This is a genomic window from Sphingomonas echinoides ATCC 14820 (assembly GCF_000241465.1).
Taxonomy (GTDB): domain Bacteria; phylum Pseudomonadota; class Alphaproteobacteria; order Sphingomonadales; family Sphingomonadaceae; genus Sphingomonas; species Sphingomonas echinoides.
Map to the genome: position 1 here is coordinate 1,173,223 of NZ_JH584235.1, position 16,513 is coordinate 1,189,735.

Below are 16,513 nucleotides of genomic sequence, written 5' to 3' on the forward strand. Positions count from 1 at the left end.
CAGTCCTAACAGAGCCAACCGCGATGGTGCTTGGCAGTATCCCCGCCCGCGCCGTATAGCCGCCTCATGCCAGAAGACCTGTTCGCCGCCACGCCCAAGCCGATGACCGATTACGATGCCTCGTCGATCGAGGTGCTGGAGGGGCTGGAGCCCGTCCGGCGGCGGCCGGGCATGTATATCGGCGGCACCGACGAGCGCGCCTATCACCACCTCGCCGCCGAAGTGCTCGACAATGCGATGGACGAGGCGGTCGCGGGCCATGCCACGCGCATCGAAATCGAGCTGCACCCCGGCAACCGGCTGGTGATCATCGACAATGGCCGCGGCATCCCGGTCGATCCGCATCCCAAATTTCCGGGCAAGTCAGCGCTGGAAGTGATCCTCTCGACGTTGCATTCGGGCGGCAAGTTCGACGGCAAGGCTTATGCGACCTCGGGTGGCTTGCACGGGGTCGGAGTCAGCGTGGTCAACGCTTTGTCGTCCGACACGATCATCGAGGTGGCACGCAACCGCGAACTCTATCGCCAGCGTTTTGCACGCGGCGAAACGCTGGGGCCGCTGGAACATGTCGGTGCTGCCCCCAACCGGCGCGGCACCTCGGTCAGCTTCGTGCCCGATGCCGAGATTTTCGGCGCGGACATGCACTTCAAGCCCGCGCGTCTGTACAAACTCGCCCGTTCCAAGGCGTATCTGTTTGCGGGCGTCGAAATCCGCTGGAAATGCGCGCCGGGCATCATCACCGACGACACGCCGCCCGAGGCGGTGTTCCAATTCCCTGGCGGCCTCGCCGACCATCTGCGCGAACAGATTGCGGCACGCGAATGCGCGACCGCCGATTTCTTCGTCACCCGCCAGGATTTCCCCGGAGAAGCCGGCCGCGTCGAATGCGCCGTCGCCTGGCCGCTGTGGAGCGACGGATCGTATAGCTGGTATTGCAACACCATTCCGACCCCCGATGGCGGCACGCATGAAGCGGGGCTGCGCGCGGCGCTGGTGAAGGGAATCCGGGCCTTTGGCGATCTGGTCGGCCAGAAAAAGGCCAAGGACATTTCGGCCGAGGACATCATGACCGGCAGCGAACTGATGCTCTCGGTGTTCATCCGCGACCCGCAATTCCAGAGCCAGACCAAGGACCGCCTGACCTCTCCCGAAGCCGCCACGCTGGTCGAGCGCGCGGTGCGCGACCATTTCGACCATTTCCTCAGCGACAATATGGAGCGCGGCAAAGCGCTGCTGTCTTATGTCATCGAGCGGATGGACGAACGCCTCGCGCGCAAGGCCGAGCGCGAAGTGAAGCGCAAGACCGCGACCAGCGCGCGCAAGCTGCGCCTGCCGGGCAAGCTGACCGATTGTTCGTCCAACGGCCCCGAAGGCACCGAGATCTTCATCGTCGAAGGCGATTCGGCCGGCGGCTCGGCCAAGCAAGCGCGCGACCGCAAGACGCAGGCGATCCTGCCGATTCGCGGCAAGATCCTCAACGTCGCCTCGGCCACCTCGGCCAAGATCCACGCCAACCAGGAAATCGCCGATCTGATCCAGGCGCTCGGCTGCGGCACGCGCAAGGACTGTGTGGCGGACAATCTGCGCTATGAACGCGTCGTTATCATGACCGACGCCGACGTGGACGGCGCGCATATCGCCACGCTGCTGATGACCTTCTTCTTCCAGGAAATGCCTGAGATCGTGCGTGCGGGCCACGTCTATCTGGCACAACCGCCGCTCTACCGCCTGACTGCGGGCACCAAGAGCCTGTACGCGATGGACGACGCCCACCGCGCGCATCTGGAGGCGACCGAGTTCAAGGGCAAGAAAGTCGAAATCGGGCGCTTCAAGGGTCTCGGCGAAATGAACCCGATGCAGCTGCGCGAAACGACGATGGACCCGAAGTCGCGGGCGATGCTGCGCATCACCCTGCCGCAGGAATATGAAGAACGCGCGGTGGTAAAGGATTTGGTCGACCGTTTGATGGGCACCAACCCCGCGCATCGCTTTGCCTTCATTCAGGAAAATGCCGCGCGGATGGACGAAGACGCGATCGACGCGTAAGCTTCATCGGCCTATGGTTTGCGCCGGAGTTTTTCATGCCCCGTCTAAATACGCTGTGCTTGCTATTGGCCGTAATAGGCAGCCCTGTCTTCGCACAGACAAAGGACGCGGCGACAGCGACCACCGCAGGGCCTGATATTGTCGTGACCGGTGTTTCGCTGAGCGATGCGAAAGCGGCCCTGCGCGCCTGCCTGGACCAGCATTGCGCGCCGGACAAGGATATTGCGGCAACCTTGGCACTGGCGGAGACGGAGTTCGTCGCCGGGGACTACAAATCGGCCCGTGCAACGATGCTCTCATCGATCGGCCGCAACCGCCGTTTCGCCAAGCAATATCCGGTCCCCGTATCGGACCTGTTGCGCGCCAATTCCCGAGTGGCGGCGCACCTAGGCGAGGAAACCGCATATCGCAGCGGCGCGATCGACGTCGTGATCGCGCTGAAAGCGGGGCTGGCTCCGTCCGATCCGCGCGTGTTGAACGCGCAGCTCGAGTTAGGCGACAGCTACGCCAAGACTGGCGATACCAATGACGCTATCGACCTCTATCAGGACGTTGCCAAACACGCCCATGCCGCTCATCAGTCAACCAGCGAGGGATTTGCGCTCCTCAGAATTGCCCACCTGTACGCAGCGTTTTCAAAAGGAAAATCAAGCCCTTACTATACAGATGCGGTAAACGCCGCCAATCGCCTGATCGCGCGCACCGAGCCCGAGCTTGCCCCCTTCGTGCGAGCGGCGAAGCTGCTCAAGGCAAATATGGCGGTCCAGCATGGCGATACAGGAGCGGTTGATCGCCTTGTCGCAGAATATCGTGCCGCTGCCAAAGGGACCGCCGTCCCCGTCTTGCTCTATGCGCCAAAGATCGAACAGCGTCAGCTCTCCGGGCGCGAAGGCGCAAGCGGCACCACGCTTAACCAACTCGCTGTGGATGACTTCGATAATCAGTGGGTTGACGTAAGTTTCCTGATCGGTGCCGACGGAAAAGTGAGCGAGACAGAGGTGCTGCGCAAGTCTGCCACACTCTCGGGCGATTGGGTCAAGCCGATCCTCACCGCGATAGCCGGACGACGTTATGCCCCGCTCGCGCCCGACAATCCGGGCTTCTTCCGAGTGGAACGATATTCCTTCACAGCGGCCTGGACCACGCAAACCGGCTCACGCATGCGGGTGCGCTCGCCCGTCCCCAAAATCGAAATGGTCGATCTGTCGCGCGATCCGGCGGTCGGCGGCTGACGCCCTATTCCCCCATCCTTGCGCGGTGGTATTTCATCCGAACCACAACCCCCGCCACCACATGCAGCACCGCCATGCCGATCAGGAACAGCGGCAGGATCATCGGCAGTTGCGGCCAGTACCGTGCGCGCAGGCCTGCCAGCACCGCACCCGCAATCGCCAGCGCGACGCCCATCCAACGGATCGGTCGCGTGACCATGCGCAGTTCCTTCTGATAAGCGGCGCGCTCGGCGGGGTCGTTGAGGTTGGGGGGTGGCAAAGCGGGGGTCATCGCGCGGTCCAATCGCTGGCGAGCAAGCCCCACAAAAAGGTGTCGCGCACGCCGAGATGCGTTTCCCACTCCTCGCGCAGCCGCCCTTCCAGCGTGAAGCCAAGCGCCTTCAGCAGACCGTTCGAGGCGGTATTTTCGGGGTCGGTGTCGGCAATGACGCGACGTTGTCCTTCGACGCGCAACACCTGATCGAGTACCGCACTTACCGCTTCGCGCGCTATCCCGCTGCCCCAGTGCTGGCGCGCGACCATATAGCCGATCTCGGAGACGCTGGGCCGCTTCTCGCGCAGCGTGACGAAGCCGATGGCAGTGTCATCGCCTGAGAGCGTGATCGCCCACCCGCGAAACACCCGTTGAATGTCAGGCGATTTGGTGAGTTTGGCGCGAGTCTCCTCGATCGACTGATGCGGCCCGCTCGACCAGTAGGTCATCAAAGCGGCATCGGCGAAAATCGGAAACAGCGCCTCGGCATCGTCCGGCGTCCGCTCCCGCAGACGCAGCCGTGCCGTTTCCAGTGTCGGAATCGGCTTCATGCCGTCAGCGCGTCGACCAGCGCCTTGACCTTTTTCTGCCGCCACTGCGGCAATGGCGCGACCAGCCAATAGCCCAGCCGATACGGCCGCGCCTCGCCCACCGCGACCACGCGCCCGGCCGCCAGATCGGTCGCCGCGAGCAGTTCGGGGATCGACGCGCGTCCTAGTCCCTGTGCTGCGGCATCCAGCGCCAGCCCGGCATCGGCCACGCGGACCAGCGACTCCGACGCGTCATCAACACAGCCAGGCCAGGAAATCCGCGTATCGGCGCCGCCGCCGGGCCGCTCGACCGTGACCATCCCGGCCGAGGCAATCGGCTCGCCCTCATGCTCGCCCGGGCCATCGCCCCAGCGAATCGCCAAATCGAGATTGGCCTCGGTAAAATCGATCGCGCCGCTGGTCCCGAAGGTGTCGGACGAGATCAGCACGAAGCGCATTTCGCCGTCGGTCCGCGCGATGTCGGCCAAGCGCGGCATCAGCCATTTCTGGGTAAGGTCGCGCGGCGCGGCGATGGTCAGCGACTTGCTCGTCTGCCCGGCCTGCATCGCGCGCACGGCTTCCTCAAACTGCAGGAAGCCCTCGCGCAGCGCGGCCAGCCCGCCCTCGCCCTCGGGGGTCAGTTCAAGCCCCTTGGTCGTGCGACGAAACAGCACCACGCCCAGCGTGTCCTCCAGCGCGCGGATCTGCTGGCCGACGGCAGCCGGTGTCACCGCCAGTTCGTCGGCGGCGCGCGTAAAGCTCAGATGGCGTGCCGCGGCATCGAGCACACGCATGCCATTGAGCGGGAGGTGCGTCCGCTTCATGCCCCCACCGCTGGCGCGATCAGCGCGAATCGCGGGATTTCCACGTCAAAGCCGGAGCCGTCCTCGCCCATCATGTGATAGCTCCCCAGCATCGACCCGGTCGAGGTCGAGAGCGGGCAGCCCGAAACGTAATCGAAGCTTTCGCCGGGGGCGAGCAAGGGCTGTTCGCCGATCACGCCCTCGCCCTCGACCGAATGGCGCGCACCGCGGCCATCGGTGATGACCCAGTGCCGCGTCAGCAATTGCACCACTTGCGGCCCCGCATTTTCCAGCCGGATATGATAGGCCCAGAACCACCGGCCACGTTCGGGCTCGGATTGTTCGGGCAGGAAGCTGACCGCAACGCGCACGATCACCCCGCGCGTCTCCGCGACGTACGGGAACAGCGCCTTCACGACCGCCGCCCGCTCATAAGCCGACCGCCGTCAGCGCGCGATCGAGATCCTCGATCACGTCGTCAGCGTCTTCCAGACCAACGTTCAGCCGCAGCAGTCCCTCGGTCACGCCCATTTCCAGCCTTTTGTCTTCGGCCACACCCGAATGCGTGGTGGAGGACGGGTGTGTCATCAACGAGCGCGAATCGCCGATATTGTTGGAAATATCGACCAGTTGCAGCGCATCGAGCAGGCCATGCGCCTGCGCGCGCCCTTCAACCTCGAACGCGAAGATCGGCCCGCACGCGTCCATCTGGCGCATCGCCAGATTGTGCTGCGGGTGGCTCGGCAGGCCCGGATGCAGGATGCGCGGCACGCGCGGCTCGAGGAAGCGACCGACCTTCAGCGCATTTTCCGACTGGCGGCGGATGCGCAGGTCGAGCGTCTCCAGCCCCTTCAACACCACCCAGGCGTTGAACGCACTGAGCGTCGGCCCGGTGTTGCGCGTGAAGGGCAGCAGCGTGTTGGTGATGAAATCCTCGGTGCCACACACCGCGCCCGCCAGCACGCGCCCCTGCCCGTCCATCATCTTGGTCGCGCTGTACGCGGTGACGTCGGCGCCAAACTCCATCGGCCGCTGCAGCGCGGGTGTGGCAAAGGCATTGTCGACCACGCTGGTGATGCCGCGCGCGCGGGCGATGCCGCAAATTGCGCTCAGATCGGCAATGTCCATCGTCGGATTGGCGGGGGTTTCGAAGAAGAACACCTTGGTGTTGGCCTTGGCCGCATCCTCAAACGCCTGCGGGTCGCGCGCATCGACCACCGTCGTCTCGATGCCGAATTTGGGCAGCAGGGTGTCGACCAGCCAGCGGCACGATCCGAACGCGGCACGCCCGGCCACGACATGGTCGCCGGTCTGGAGCTGGCACAGCAACACCGCCGTCATCGCCGCCATGCCCGTCGCCATCGTGCGGCACGCTTCGGCCCCTTCGAGCAAGGCGATGCGCGCTTCGAGCATCTCGACCGTCGGGTTCTGCAGCCGCGAATAGGTCATGCCGACCTGATCACCGGCAAAGCGCGCTGCCGCATCGGCCGCGCAATCATAGGCATAGCCCGAGGTGAGGAACAGCGCCTCGGAGGTTTCCCCCCATTCGCTGCGCGCGGTGCCGCCACGCACGGCTTGCGTTGCGGGGCGCCACTGGCGCGTGATGCTCTGGTCCTGGCCGGTACGACGTTTCATGGCGCACGCTTTGCCGGGCGCGGGGGGCGCGCGTCAATGGGCGATGCGTTTGCGGCCGCTGCGGCTACCATCCGCCGCGCCTTGAAAGCGCCGAAGGGAAGACGGATAGAGACGCGCGTGAACCCTGCCCCATCCCATCCCTATCGCGCCGCCGCGCTGCTCGCGATGCTGTCGCAAGCGCTGTTCTGCTTTCGCCTGAGCATGCCGACCAAGCTGATGTTCGACGAGGTGCATTATGTGCCCGCTGCGCGGCACCTGATCGCGCTGAGCGGGCCGGTCAATATCGAACACCCCCTGCTCGCCAAGGAGATCATCGCGGGCGGGATCCTGTTGCTCGGCGACAATAGTCTGGGGTGGCGGTTCTTCTCGACGCTGGCGGGCACGGCGACGGTGCTCGGCGTGTTCGCGATTCTGTGGCTGATGCTTGGGCGGGTGCGCCCGGCGGTGTTCGGGGCTTTGTTCGCATTGTTCAACGGCACGGTTTTCATTCAGGCACGGATCGCGATGCTCGATGGCTATATGGCCGCGTTCACGGTGCTCGGCATCGCCGCCTTGCTGTGGGCGATGCGCGCCGAGTCGAGCGGGACGGCCTGGTCGCGCTGGGTCTTGGGCAGCGTCCTGCTGGGTCTCGCCGTTGCCGCGAAATGGATCGCCGCGCCGTTCGTCGCTTATGCCGCGATCGCTTTTGTCGCGGTGCGGCTGAACGATGCGCGGCGTGAGGGGCGATCGATCTATGCCGCGCTCAATGCCCGCCCGATCGGCGGCATCCATCGACACTGGCCGGGCATGGCGGCGATCCCGGCGATTCTGGTGCTGGGGACGGTCAGCATCGCCGCCTATTTCGCGACCTTCGCCCCCGCCTTTTTCTACACGGTGCAGCCGATGACGCTGGCCAAGCTGCTGCCGTTTCAAATGCAGATGTATGGCCAGCAAACGCAAGTCCTGCCGCATCACCCCTATCAATCGGCTTGGTGGACCTGGCCGATGATGGTCCGGCCGATCTGGTATCTGTACGAACGCGTCGATGGCGCGCAGCGGGGGGTGTTGCTGGTCGGCAATCCGGCGGTGCTGTGGGGCGGATTGGTCGCGGTTGCGGGGTGCCTGTACGGCTGGTGGCGGACACGCGCGCCTGCGCTATTGGCGGCGGTGGGTCTGTGGCTCGGCAGTTACGTGATCTGGGCGATCATCCCGAAATCGCTTGGCTTTTTCTATTATTACTATCTACCAAGCATCTTCCTGTGCGTCGCGCTGGCGGTATCGCTCGATCATTTCGCGCGCGGCACGCGCTGGGATACGCGCTTCCTGCTCCTGGTCCTCGCACTGTTCGCGCTCTTTTATCCGGTGCTATCGGCCATGCCGTTATGGGGGCCCAACGCCTTCCATTTCTGGACCTGGTTTCCGAGCTGGGTTTAGACCCCGTTCGCCCTGAGCCTGTCGAAGGGCCGCCTCCGCAGCCGGAACCGCTCGCTTGGGGGGGCTTCGACAAGCTCAGCCCGAACGGACTTTGGGTGCGCGTTGAAGCGAAGATGCGCGTTGGGCGAAAACGACTCTAATACCGCCCCCACACGAAGCGCGACGACAGCGCGTAATTCCACACCGCCGCCACCACGATTCCCGCCAGCGCCGGGGCCGCCCACGCCCCATGCTGCACGCTGAACAGGAACGCCGCGACGCCGACATTCGCGGCAGCACCCACGGCGCAGACGAGACAGAAGGACACCCAGCCATCGAGCAATTGCCGCGCGCCCTTCAGCCGCCGCTCGCGATAGGTCAGCGCGTTGTTGAGGAAGAAATTGAACGTCATCGCCACGCCCGTGGCGACGATCGTCGCGGCCAGGAAATTGAGCCCCTCCGCGCGGAACAGCGCCCACAACACCGCCAGGTGGACCAGCGCGCCCAGCGCCCCAATCCCTGAAAACATCACGAACCGCACCGGCACGATCCGCCCGAACAGCCGGTCGTACAAAGCGATCAGAAACTCCATCGCCACGACATGGTCGAGCTTGCTCTCGCCTTCGCTGCGCAGGCGGAAAGTGTAAGGCAGTTCCAGAAAGGTGAGCGGGCGCGGGCTCGCGGTCATGATGTCGAGCAGGATCTTGAAGCCGATCGCCGACAGGCCCGGCACCAGCGCGCGCGCCACGGCGGTGCGGATCATGAAGAAACCGCTCATCGGGTCGCTAAGGTCGGCCTTCAACACATAACGGGACAGCCGCGTCGCCAGCGCCGATTTCGCCACCCGGTCCTGATCCCAATCCCCCGTGCCCCCGCCCGCGACGAAGCGCGACCCGATCACTAGATCGAGCGCGCCATCCGCCTGCAAGGCATCGAGCATCTGCGGCAGCAGCGTCTCGTCATGCTGTAAATCGCCATCGATCACCGCGACCGCCGGTGCCGCAGTCGCGCAGATCCCCTCAATGCACGCCGAGGACAGGCCGCGCCGCCCGATCCGCTGGATCACGCGCACCCGCGAATCGCGCAGGGCAAGATCGCGCGCTGCCTGCGCGGTGCCGTCGGGGCTGTCGTCATCGACGAAGATCGCTTCCCAGCGTCGACCGGCCAGCGCCGCATCGAGCTTGGCGATCAACACTGGAACATTGCGCAGTTCGTTGAAGGTCGGGATGACCACTGCGAGTTCCAGTGTCTCGCTCATTGCAAAGCAGCCAGCACCGCGTCGCCCATTGCCGCCGTCGAATGCGTTCCGCCCAGATCCGGCGTGCGCGCGCCGCCTGCAATCGCCGCGATCACCGCCGCCTCGATCCGCTGCGCCGAGGCTTCATCCGCGAGCGAGTGCCGCAGCAGCATCGCCGCCGACAGAATCGCCGCGCACGGATTGGCCTTGCCTTGCCCGGCGATATCGGGTGCCGAGCCGTGGATCGGCTCGTACAGCCCGCACGTCCCCTGCCATTCATTGAGCGAGGCCGAGGGGAGCATCCCGATTGAGCCGACGCACATGCTCGCCTGGTCGGACAGGATGTCGCCGAACAGATTGCCCGTCACGATCACGTCGAACGCGCCGGGGTTGCGCACCAGCTGCATCGCGGCATTGTCGACATACATGTGCGTCAGCTTCACCTCGGGGTAATCGAGCGCGATCTCGTTGACCACTTCGCGCCACAATTGCGAGGTTTCCAGCACATTGGCCTTGTCGACCGAGGTCAGGATGCGCTTGCGCCGCTGCGCCATCTCGAACCCGACGCGCACGATGCGGGCGACCTCGACCTCGTCATAGCGCATCAGGTCATGGCCTTCGCGCAGGCCGGTATGCGTGATGCTGCGGCCCTTATCGCCGAAATAGACGTCGCCGGTGAGTTCGCGCACGATCACCATGTCGATCGCACGCGCTACTTCCGGGCGGAGTGCAGAGGCGTCCTCCAGCCCCGGAAACATCTTGGCCGGGCGCAAATTGGCGAACAGGCCGAGCGCCTTGCGCAAGCCCAGGATCGCCTGTTCGGGACGAAGTGCGCGCTCCAGCCCGTCCATTTCGGGATCGCCGACCGCGCCGAACAGGATCGCATCGGCGCGCTTGGCCAGCGCGAGCGTCTCGGGCGGCAGCGGGTGGCTGGTCTGGCGATAGGCGGCCCCACCGACCGGCGCGCTCTCGAACGTGTGGCCAAGGTCGAGCGCTTCGAGCACACGGCGTGCCTCGTGCGTGACCTCTGGGCCAATGCCGTCTCCGGCGAGAAGTGCGATCAATGCCACGGGGCGACCTCCATTATGTTGCGCAGGGCAATGCCGAGGCGAAGCGTCTCACGCAACCGCCCTTTTCAACCGATCGACCAGCCGCGCCCGCGCATCGAGCGGCGCGGCGCGGCGATCGACCAGGATTTGCCGCTCCAGCGCCTCGCCGGTGAGCGCGAGCGCGGCGAGAATATCGTCCCAATCGGGCGCAACACCGGTGGTCAGCGCGCGCGGCAGCGTGTCCCGCTCCAGCCCATAGCCAAGCTCGGCCAGCAGCAGCAGTTCATAGCGCGCCAGCGCCAGCGCCCAGCCGCGCGCGGCGGGCGCGGATTCGACCGCCGCGATCGTCCCGTCGAGCGCTGCATAGAGCCGCGGATAGGGTTGCGCCTCGGGCAAGGCAGCAGCGGTCAGCGTCGTCACCCAATCGAGCGCGGCGGCGGGCAGCGGCTCGGCATAAAGCGGCGCGCGGCTGGTGACGAGTTCCACGCTCAGGCTGGCAAGCTGGTCATCGGTGCGCGCACGCCATTCGCCGATCACACGGTTGGCGGGTTGCAGGATCGGCCGAATGCGACTGGAACGCCCACCCCGCACATAGCCCGCCTGCAGTCCATGCTCGGCGGTCAGCGCCCGCACGATCGCGCCATGCTCGCCATGATGGCGGATCGCGAGGATCAGGGCTTCGACGCGGAGATGCATGGCGGCGGTGTAACGCGGGCGTGGGTTTTCGCCAGCCTTGGCGTGGGGCGATGGGGGATTGGGGATTGGGGATTGGGGATTGGGCTTAGATTGGGTGGTTAGCTGCCACTCAAAATCGACGCGCGTTTTTGGCCGCTAATTGACCGTAACGGTCGCTGGGTCGGGCCAGAGCTGCTCGCCGGGGCTGTCGGAACCCGGAAATTTGTAGCCAACCATTGTCACGCTATCGAGAATGTCGCAGATGATTTCCCTCAGGGCGGCGCGGGTTTGTTTGAAGAAGGCGACATCAACCGGCGTTTCGAAAATCTGAAGGTCGCGCCTCACGAATTTGGGCACCGTGCGCCCCTGATCGTCGGGTTTGCCCCACGAACCGTGGCACAGCGCATTTCTAATCTCTTTGGCCTCCTTGAGCTCGGCGATCAGTCTGCTGAAGTCATGTTCCTTGGTTCGGGGATTTTCAGTCAGCGCTTTTCCGTAGGTGATGATGAGAGCGCCTAGCTGGTCCGTGAGGGCCTTTTCCAGTGTCTTGATCCACGCGTTAAAGGCTTCCGGATCGCCCTTGGGATCAAACTCCTTCTCGCCGGTGAGCGCGTAAATGGCCTTCGCCAACTCTCCCTCGATGAATCCAAAGGCAGCGACCGTGCGGCCAAGTTCCTCCCAGAAAGCGGGCTCCTGAAATTGCGTCGGGAAGTCACCGTGAAGCTTGTCGCGATCAATTACATGGCCGTTTGTTTTTTCCGCATCGTCCATGGCGAGTGCCTTTCAGCGCTTCAGTTAACTATCGATAGCAGCTTTCGCCCCCGCGTGACAGAAGTTGCCTGTCGGCTCATGCGCGCCCCGGATCGCGCTCGCCCGCCTCGAATCTGTGCCCACTCAGCCACCCAATCCCTACCGCCGCACCCGCTTCGCCAGCGCCTCCAGCCCCAGCCGCGCGACCGCGCGCTTGCCCCACGCCGCGCTGCGGTCGAACACATCGAGCGCCACCATCGTCGCGCGATTGGCGAGTGAGGGGCGCAGCAGCAGCAAGTCGAGACAGGCGACCCCATGCGTGGCGAAGCTGCGCTTGTGCTGGCCGTCGCCCTCGGTGAAATCGAACTGCGTGAGGCCCGGCTCGGCATAGAGGTCGCGCATCGCCTCCAGCATCAGCACCGCGCCCGGCGACAAATCGTTGAACGCAGGATCGTGTCCGACATGGTCATAGCGCACGATCCCTCCCGCGACCGGGCAATAGAGATAGGCGGCCGGCTCCCCGGCGATAGAGAGCAGCCACGCGCGCACCGAATCCGCCGCCGCCAGCGCGTGCAGGCTGTGCAGAAACGCCGTGTCGTCGGGCAGACCGCCGCCGAGTAAGCGCTCCTGATACGTGCGCCGCGAAATGCCGCGCGCAATGTCGTGGAAGCGCTGCATCTCCTCGGGCGTGCGGAACCGCCGCACGTCGAGCAGGCCGCCCGACACCTCCATCACCCGCCGCGTCTTGCGCTTCAGGCCGGAGCGCGTGTTGCCCGACAGCGCGGCCTGATAGGCGTCGAACCCGATGCCGAGATCGGCATAGTGCCGCGTATAGCGTTGCCGCACCTGCGCGATCATGCCCGGTGCCGCAGCCATCACGGCCTCGAGCTGCACCGCAGGCAAGGAGGTGACGAGATAGCCATGCGCCCGCGCGGAAAGCGGCGGCAATGTGGGCGCTTCCCCGTCCAGCACCTGCCCCAGCGACAAAGGCACGCGCACCAAATGCCGCTCCACGGCGGCCAAGGTCCGCGCGCCGATTTGGAACCGCAAGGGTAGCGGCTCCGCCCTGTTCATGCGGCCCGTTCCGCGACCATGTTGGACCATAATTGCTCGGCCTGACGCCAGCGCGTGCGCAGCGGATCGGGGCCAAGCGGAACGTCATATTGCCCGAGCCGCAACGCCGGACGGTCGGCGAAATGCACCGTCGGCATTTCGGTGGCGCGTTCGGCAAGCAGCGCGCACAACGCCTCGAAGCGGCGGACATGCACCGCATTGGGCCGCGTGCCCGCGCGGTTGGCGAGTTCGAAACCGTGGCTGACGATCGTCACCGCCGCATGGCGCTGATCGCGCGCATGGTCGAGCGCGGCGCGCATTTCGCCTGCCGACAGCGCGCAGATCTGGAAATTGCGGAAGGCTCCCGCTTTCTCCTCGATCAGCGTCACCGGCACCTCGATCATCCCGCGATGCGCGAGCGGCGCGATTTGCGCGCTCGGCAGGTCGATCGCGCTCGGCCAGGGGTGTTCGCTGCCATTGTGGCTCGAATCATAGACGAAGCCGAGTTCGACGAGCGCGGTCAGCGTATCGGCATTGGCGCTATACGATCCGCCGCGAAACGCGATCGGGTGCGGCGCGCCGGTCGCGACGAGCAACTCGGTTGCGCCGCGAATCAAGTCGCGTTGTTCGGCAAGACTATATTCGACCAGCTCGAATCGCGCCGCCCGCGCGCCCTTGTCGCCCGCCACCGCAGCGGTCCAATTCGGATGCAGATGCAGTTGCACCTCCTGCCCGGCCGCGAGGATCGTTTCCACGATCGCCCGGACGGGCGCGAGGCCAAAGGTCAATGCCGGCATTGGATCGACGAAGAAGCACGCCTTCAACCCATGCCGTGCGAGTACGTCCAGTTGATACGACACCCCGACGCCCGCCGGTTCCAGCGACCGCGCGAAAATCTCGGCCCCGACCAGCCCGTCGGCGTGGTGGCGCCACATCAATTCCGTGTCGACGGTCAGGAAAACAGGAGAGGTCATCCCGTCGGCACGTAAAGCGACGGGATGAAGATTTCACCAACCCAACAAACATTGCGCCAGCGCTAAGACATCAGTCTCCGGTCAGGATCCGATCGACCAATTGCTTCACCGTCGGCACAAACCCGTTGGAATAAAACGGATCGCGCTTGAACTGATACGCACCGTGGCCGGCAAACATCAGATTCTGTTCGACATCGCCGCCATGCGCAATGTCCTGCAGCGTCTTCTGGATGCAGAAGCTGCGCGGATCGGCCAGGCGTCCGGTCGAATTGGTCTCGGTGTCCGACCAGGACGAGAACGCGCACTGGCTGAGGCAGCCCATGCAATCCGCCTGATCCTTGCGGATCACGCCCTTGTCCTCGGGCGTGACGAAGACCAGCGTGTTGTCAGGCGTCTTCAGCGCATCGGTAAAGCCCTCGCCGAACCACTGGCGCGCGCGCAGCAGGTCGTTGCGCGTCACCCAGAAGTTCTTGCCCTTCACGCCCACGTCGAGCTGGAAGACATGGTCGCCGGCACTTTGCGTCGAAAAGGCGATCTGCCGTTCCGAGCGCGCCTGCAAATGCCGCAGGAACGGGTTGAGCACCGCACTCGAATAAAAACCGGTCGGGGAGAAGCGGTGCAGCAGCACTTCGCCTTCCTCGATATGGGTCAACCGCGCCTTCCACGCATCGGGAATCGGGCTCTCTTGAGTCAGCAGCGGCCGCGTACCGAATTGGAAGGCGATCGTGCCGAGCTCGGGATTGTCGATCCAGTCGGACCAGTCGCGTAAGTACCACACGCCGCCCGCCATCACGATCGGCACGCTGTCGGCAATGCCACCCTCACGCATCGTCTCGCGCAGCGCCTTGACGCGCGGATACGGGTCCTGCGGGACGAGCGGGTCTTCCGCATTGGATAGGCCGTTATGGCCGCCCGCCAGCCACGGATCCTCATACACCACCGCCGACAGCCATTCCGCCGCCTTGGAATAAGCGCGCTTCCACAGCGCGCGGAAGGCGCGGCCCGAGCTGACGATCGGCAGATAACTGACTTCGTAAGACGCCGCGATCTCGCTCAATTTATAGGGCATGCCGGCACCACAGGTGACCCCGGCAACCATCCCGCGCGTGCGTTCCAGCACGCCGTGCAGGATGCGCTGCGCCCCGCCCATTTCCCACAGCACATTGATGTTGATCGCGCCCTTGCCACCGGCAATGTCGAACGCGCGGCGCACTTGCTGCACCGCCCCCTCGATCGCATATTCGATCAACTCCTCATGCCGGTCGCGGCGGGTGAGCGCCTTATAGACTTGCGGGATGATCTTGCCGTCGGGATCATAACTGTCGGCATTGACGGCCGAAACCGTGCCGATACCGCCCGCCGCCGCCCAGGCCCCCGCGCTCGCGTGGTTGGTCGCAGCGACGCCCTTGCCACCCTCGACCAGGGGCCAGACCTCGCGGCCGCCATAGACGATGGGCTTCAAACCTTTGAACAACGTGACGGCCTCCGACTTAAACTACGTTCGATATACGCTTTGGATGCACTGACGGGCAAATCGTCAATTAGACGAAGGCCTCCGGCCGCCCGATCACCGCGCCATATAAGGCGGCGTACCGAGCGATCATGGTGGCCTCGTCATACTCCGCCACCGCCTTGCGTCGGTTGAGCTCGCCAAGCCAGCGCCGCCCCTCCGGATCCGATTTAGCGAGGGCTTCCAGCGCATCGCGGATCAACACCTCATGCCCGCGCTTCTCGATGAAGCTGGCATTGTCGGGCACGACCATGCGCAGCACGTCGCCGACCGGGGTGGAGACAATCGGTAGCCCCGCCGCCATCCCCTCGATCACGCAGATCGGGAATTGTTCGGACTTGGACGACAGCGCGAGGATGTCGAAATGCCCGATATATTCATGCGGGCGCGGCAGGAAACCGGGCAGCACCAACTGGTCCTGCATCCCCATCCGCTCGGCGGTGTCGAGAATGGCCTGCCGCTCAGGCCCCTCGCCGACGATCACCAGCCGCACGCGCGACGACATGCCGCCGACCGCGCGCACCAGCATCGGCAAGTCCTTGACCTCGCGCAGCCCAGCGACGCTGCCGATCACGATCTCGCCCGGCTTGCGCTTGAAGCCGGGGATCGCGTTGGGCTTGGGCTTTTGCGCATAGAGCGCGGTGTTGATGCCATTGGCGATCCGGTGGACGCGCTCGCGCGGCTGTTTCCACGTTTTCAGCGCAATGTCTTCCAGCGTCTCGGAGGGCACCACCAGCGCCGCCGCCTTGGTCAGCGCGAAGCGGCGATAGAGGTTGCGCGTCGGCTTCAACCCCTCGGCTTCGTCGGCGTTGAAGCCGTCCTCATGATGCACCAGCGGCGGCACCCCGACGGACGACACGCGCCGCGCCATCGCCCCGTCGATCGCGCCCCAATTGTAGGTCAGCACCAAATCGAAGCGGCGCATATAGGCCGCGATCGCTTCATAACGCTTGACCGAGGGACCACCCGTCAACGGCGGCGGGTTCTGCGCGATCTCATAGTCGATGCCCGTGGCGATCGCATCGCGCGCGCCATACTGGCCGTCCATGCTCGACACGATCGTGTGCCGCGCACGGTCGCCAAAGGCGTTCATCAGGCGCACTGCGCGCGCCTCCTTCCCGCCCAGCGAAAAGGTGGAGTGCAGATGCAGAATGTTGACCGGACGCGCCATTTGGCCGCGCGTTAGCGACAAATGACGCCCGCGTCATCTCCCCCCTCTTGAAAGCCCGCACGACGATCCATATTGTTGGGGTGCGGACCGGGCCCCTCTGGCGAGGGCTGAATAAGCCCTCGTGATGTCGGACCGCATCGAGCTCGCTCGGTGCAGGACGGCCCATGACACCGTCCCCCGCCCCGAAACAGCCCGATCGATTT

The 16,513-nt window shown here is 65.0% G+C and carries 16 protein-coding genes; 3 read left to right on the forward strand and 13 right to left on the reverse strand.

Going from position 1 to position 16,513, the window contains the following annotated elements; all coding sequences use genetic code 11:
* The first annotated feature begins 66 nt into the window (after positions 1-66).
* Positions 67-2,046 carry a DNA topoisomerase IV subunit B gene (gene parE, locus ON00_RS05610; RefSeq protein WP_010403860.1) on the forward strand — a complete coding sequence of 660 codons (1,980 nt, stop codon included), beginning with the start codon at positions 67-69 and terminating at the stop codon, positions 2,044-2,046.
* A gap of 428 nt (positions 2,047-2,474) precedes the next feature.
* Positions 2,475-3,278 (forward strand): tetratricopeptide repeat protein, encoded by an 804-nt coding sequence (locus ON00_RS05615; RefSeq protein ID WP_154651281.1) that lies wholly within the window; start codon positions 2,475-2,477, stop codon positions 3,276-3,278.
* A 4-nt stretch (positions 3,279-3,282) separates the two neighbouring features.
* On the opposite strand, the gene ON00_RS05620 is transcribed toward ON00_RS05615, so the two are convergent.
* Genes ON00_RS05620 through ON00_RS05640 form a run of 5 tightly spaced genes read right to left on the reverse strand, consistent with a single transcriptional unit; the run spans position 3,283 to position 6,499 of the window.
* Positions 3,283-3,549, reverse strand: coding sequence for a hypothetical protein (locus ON00_RS05620; protein WP_010403862.1), 267 nt, complete (start codon positions 3,547-3,549; stop codon positions 3,283-3,285).
* Positions 3,546-4,082 (reverse strand): GNAT family N-acetyltransferase, encoded by a 537-nt coding sequence (locus tag ON00_RS05625; protein WP_010403863.1) that lies wholly within the window; start codon positions 4,080-4,082, stop codon positions 3,546-3,548. The genes ON00_RS05620 and ON00_RS05625 overlap by 4 nt, the downstream gene beginning before the upstream one ends.
* Positions 4,079-4,885 (reverse strand): LysR family transcriptional regulator, encoded by an 807-nt coding sequence (locus ON00_RS05630; RefSeq protein WP_010403865.1) that lies wholly within the window; start codon positions 4,883-4,885, stop codon positions 4,079-4,081. Before ON00_RS05630 ends, ON00_RS05625 begins: the two co-directional genes overlap by 4 nt.
* Positions 4,882-5,280 (reverse strand): Co2+/Mg2+ efflux protein ApaG, encoded by a 399-nt coding sequence (gene apaG, locus ON00_RS05635; RefSeq protein WP_010403866.1) that lies wholly within the window; start codon positions 5,278-5,280, stop codon positions 4,882-4,884. Before apaG ends, ON00_RS05630 begins: the two co-directional genes overlap by 4 nt.
* 13 nt (positions 5,281-5,293) lie before the next feature.
* A complete protein-coding gene (locus tag ON00_RS05640; RefSeq protein WP_010403868.1) occupies positions 5,294-6,499 on the reverse strand; it encodes a trans-sulfuration enzyme family protein in 1,206 nt (401 codons plus the stop codon).
* 117 nt (positions 6,500-6,616) lie between these two features.
* Here ON00_RS05640 and ON00_RS05645 point away from each other — a divergent pair, with 117 nt between their 5' ends.
* Positions 6,617-7,912, forward strand: coding sequence for a phospholipid carrier-dependent glycosyltransferase (locus tag ON00_RS05645; RefSeq protein ID WP_010403871.1), 1,296 nt, complete (start codon positions 6,617-6,619; stop codon positions 7,910-7,912).
* Between the two features lie 136 nt (positions 7,913-8,048).
* Here the strand turns inward: ON00_RS05645 and ON00_RS05650 are convergent, their stop codons facing one another.
* From ON00_RS05650 to ON00_RS05685, 8 genes are all read right to left on the reverse strand, one after another.
* Positions 8,049-9,149 (reverse strand): glycosyltransferase, encoded by a 1,101-nt coding sequence (locus ON00_RS05650; protein ID WP_010403873.1) that lies wholly within the window; start codon positions 9,147-9,149, stop codon positions 8,049-8,051.
* Positions 9,146-10,198 (reverse strand): 3-isopropylmalate dehydrogenase, encoded by a 1,053-nt coding sequence (gene leuB, locus ON00_RS05655; RefSeq protein ID WP_010403874.1) that lies wholly within the window; start codon positions 10,196-10,198, stop codon positions 9,146-9,148. Before leuB ends, ON00_RS05650 begins: the two co-directional genes overlap by 4 nt.
* 48 nt (positions 10,199-10,246) lie before the next feature.
* On the reverse strand, positions 10,247-10,873 hold the full coding sequence (gene recO, locus ON00_RS05660; protein ID WP_010403875.1) for a DNA repair protein RecO: 627 nt from the start codon (positions 10,871-10,873) through the stop codon (positions 10,247-10,249).
* Between the two features lie 135 nt (positions 10,874-11,008).
* Positions 11,009-11,623: a hypothetical protein gene (locus ON00_RS05665; protein WP_010403877.1), complete on the reverse strand. Its 615-nt coding sequence runs from the start codon at positions 11,621-11,623 to the stop codon at positions 11,009-11,011.
* A gap of 138 nt (positions 11,624-11,761) precedes the next feature.
* Positions 11,762-12,652 carry a GNAT family N-acetyltransferase gene (locus ON00_RS05670; RefSeq protein ID WP_245535534.1) on the reverse strand — a complete coding sequence of 297 codons (891 nt, stop codon included), beginning with the start codon at positions 12,650-12,652 and terminating at the stop codon, positions 11,762-11,764.
* Positions 12,653-12,672: 20 nt separating this feature from the next.
* Positions 12,673-13,629 (reverse strand): polysaccharide deacetylase family protein, encoded by a 957-nt coding sequence (locus ON00_RS05675; protein ID WP_010403881.1) that lies wholly within the window; start codon positions 13,627-13,629, stop codon positions 12,673-12,675.
* Positions 13,630-13,699: 70 nt separating this feature from the next.
* Positions 13,700-15,103: an NAD(P)H-dependent flavin oxidoreductase gene (locus ON00_RS05680; protein WP_010403882.1), complete on the reverse strand. Its 1,404-nt coding sequence runs from the start codon at positions 15,101-15,103 to the stop codon at positions 13,700-13,702.
* Between the two features lie 67 nt (positions 15,104-15,170).
* Positions 15,171-16,310: a glycosyltransferase gene (locus ON00_RS05685; protein ID WP_029622462.1), complete on the reverse strand. Its 1,140-nt coding sequence runs from the start codon at positions 16,308-16,310 to the stop codon at positions 15,171-15,173.
* Between the last annotated feature and the right edge of the window lie 203 nt (positions 16,311-16,513).

What these genes read in the sequence shown, in the direction of transcription:
- ON00_RS05625 (WP_010403863.1), bottom strand. Translation starts at nt 4,082, where the DNA reads ATGAAGCCGATTCCGACACTGGAAACGGCACGGCTGCGTCTGCGGGAG.
- ON00_RS05640 (WP_010403868.1), bottom strand. Translation starts at nt 6,499, where the DNA reads ATGAAACGTCGTACCGGCCAGGACCAGAGCATCACGCGCCAGTGGCGC.
- parE (WP_010403860.1), top strand. Translation starts at nt 67, where the DNA reads ATGCCAGAAGACCTGTTCGCCGCCACGCCCAAGCCGATGACCGATTAC.
- ON00_RS05650 (WP_010403873.1), bottom strand. Translation starts at nt 9,149, where the DNA reads ATGAGCGAGACACTGGAACTCGCAGTGGTCATCCCGACCTTCAACGAA.
- ON00_RS05630 (WP_010403865.1), bottom strand. Translation starts at nt 4,885, where the DNA reads ATGAAGCGGACGCACCTCCCGCTCAATGGCATGCGTGTGCTCGATGCC.
- ON00_RS05675 (WP_010403881.1), bottom strand. Translation starts at nt 13,629, where the DNA reads ATGACCTCTCCTGTTTTCCTGACCGTCGACACGGAATTGATGTGGCGC.
- ON00_RS05685 (WP_029622462.1), bottom strand. Translation starts at nt 16,310, where the DNA reads ATGGCGCGTCCGGTCAACATTCTGCATCTGCACTCCACCTTTTCGCTG.
- ON00_RS05665 (WP_010403877.1), bottom strand. Translation starts at nt 11,623, where the DNA reads ATGGACGATGCGGAAAAAACAAACGGCCATGTAATTGATCGCGACAAG.
- ON00_RS05620 (WP_010403862.1), bottom strand. Translation starts at nt 3,549, where the DNA reads ATGACCCCCGCTTTGCCACCCCCCAACCTCAACGACCCCGCCGAGCGC.
- recO (WP_010403875.1), bottom strand. Translation starts at nt 10,873, where the DNA reads ATGCATCTCCGCGTCGAAGCCCTGATCCTCGCGATCCGCCATCATGGC.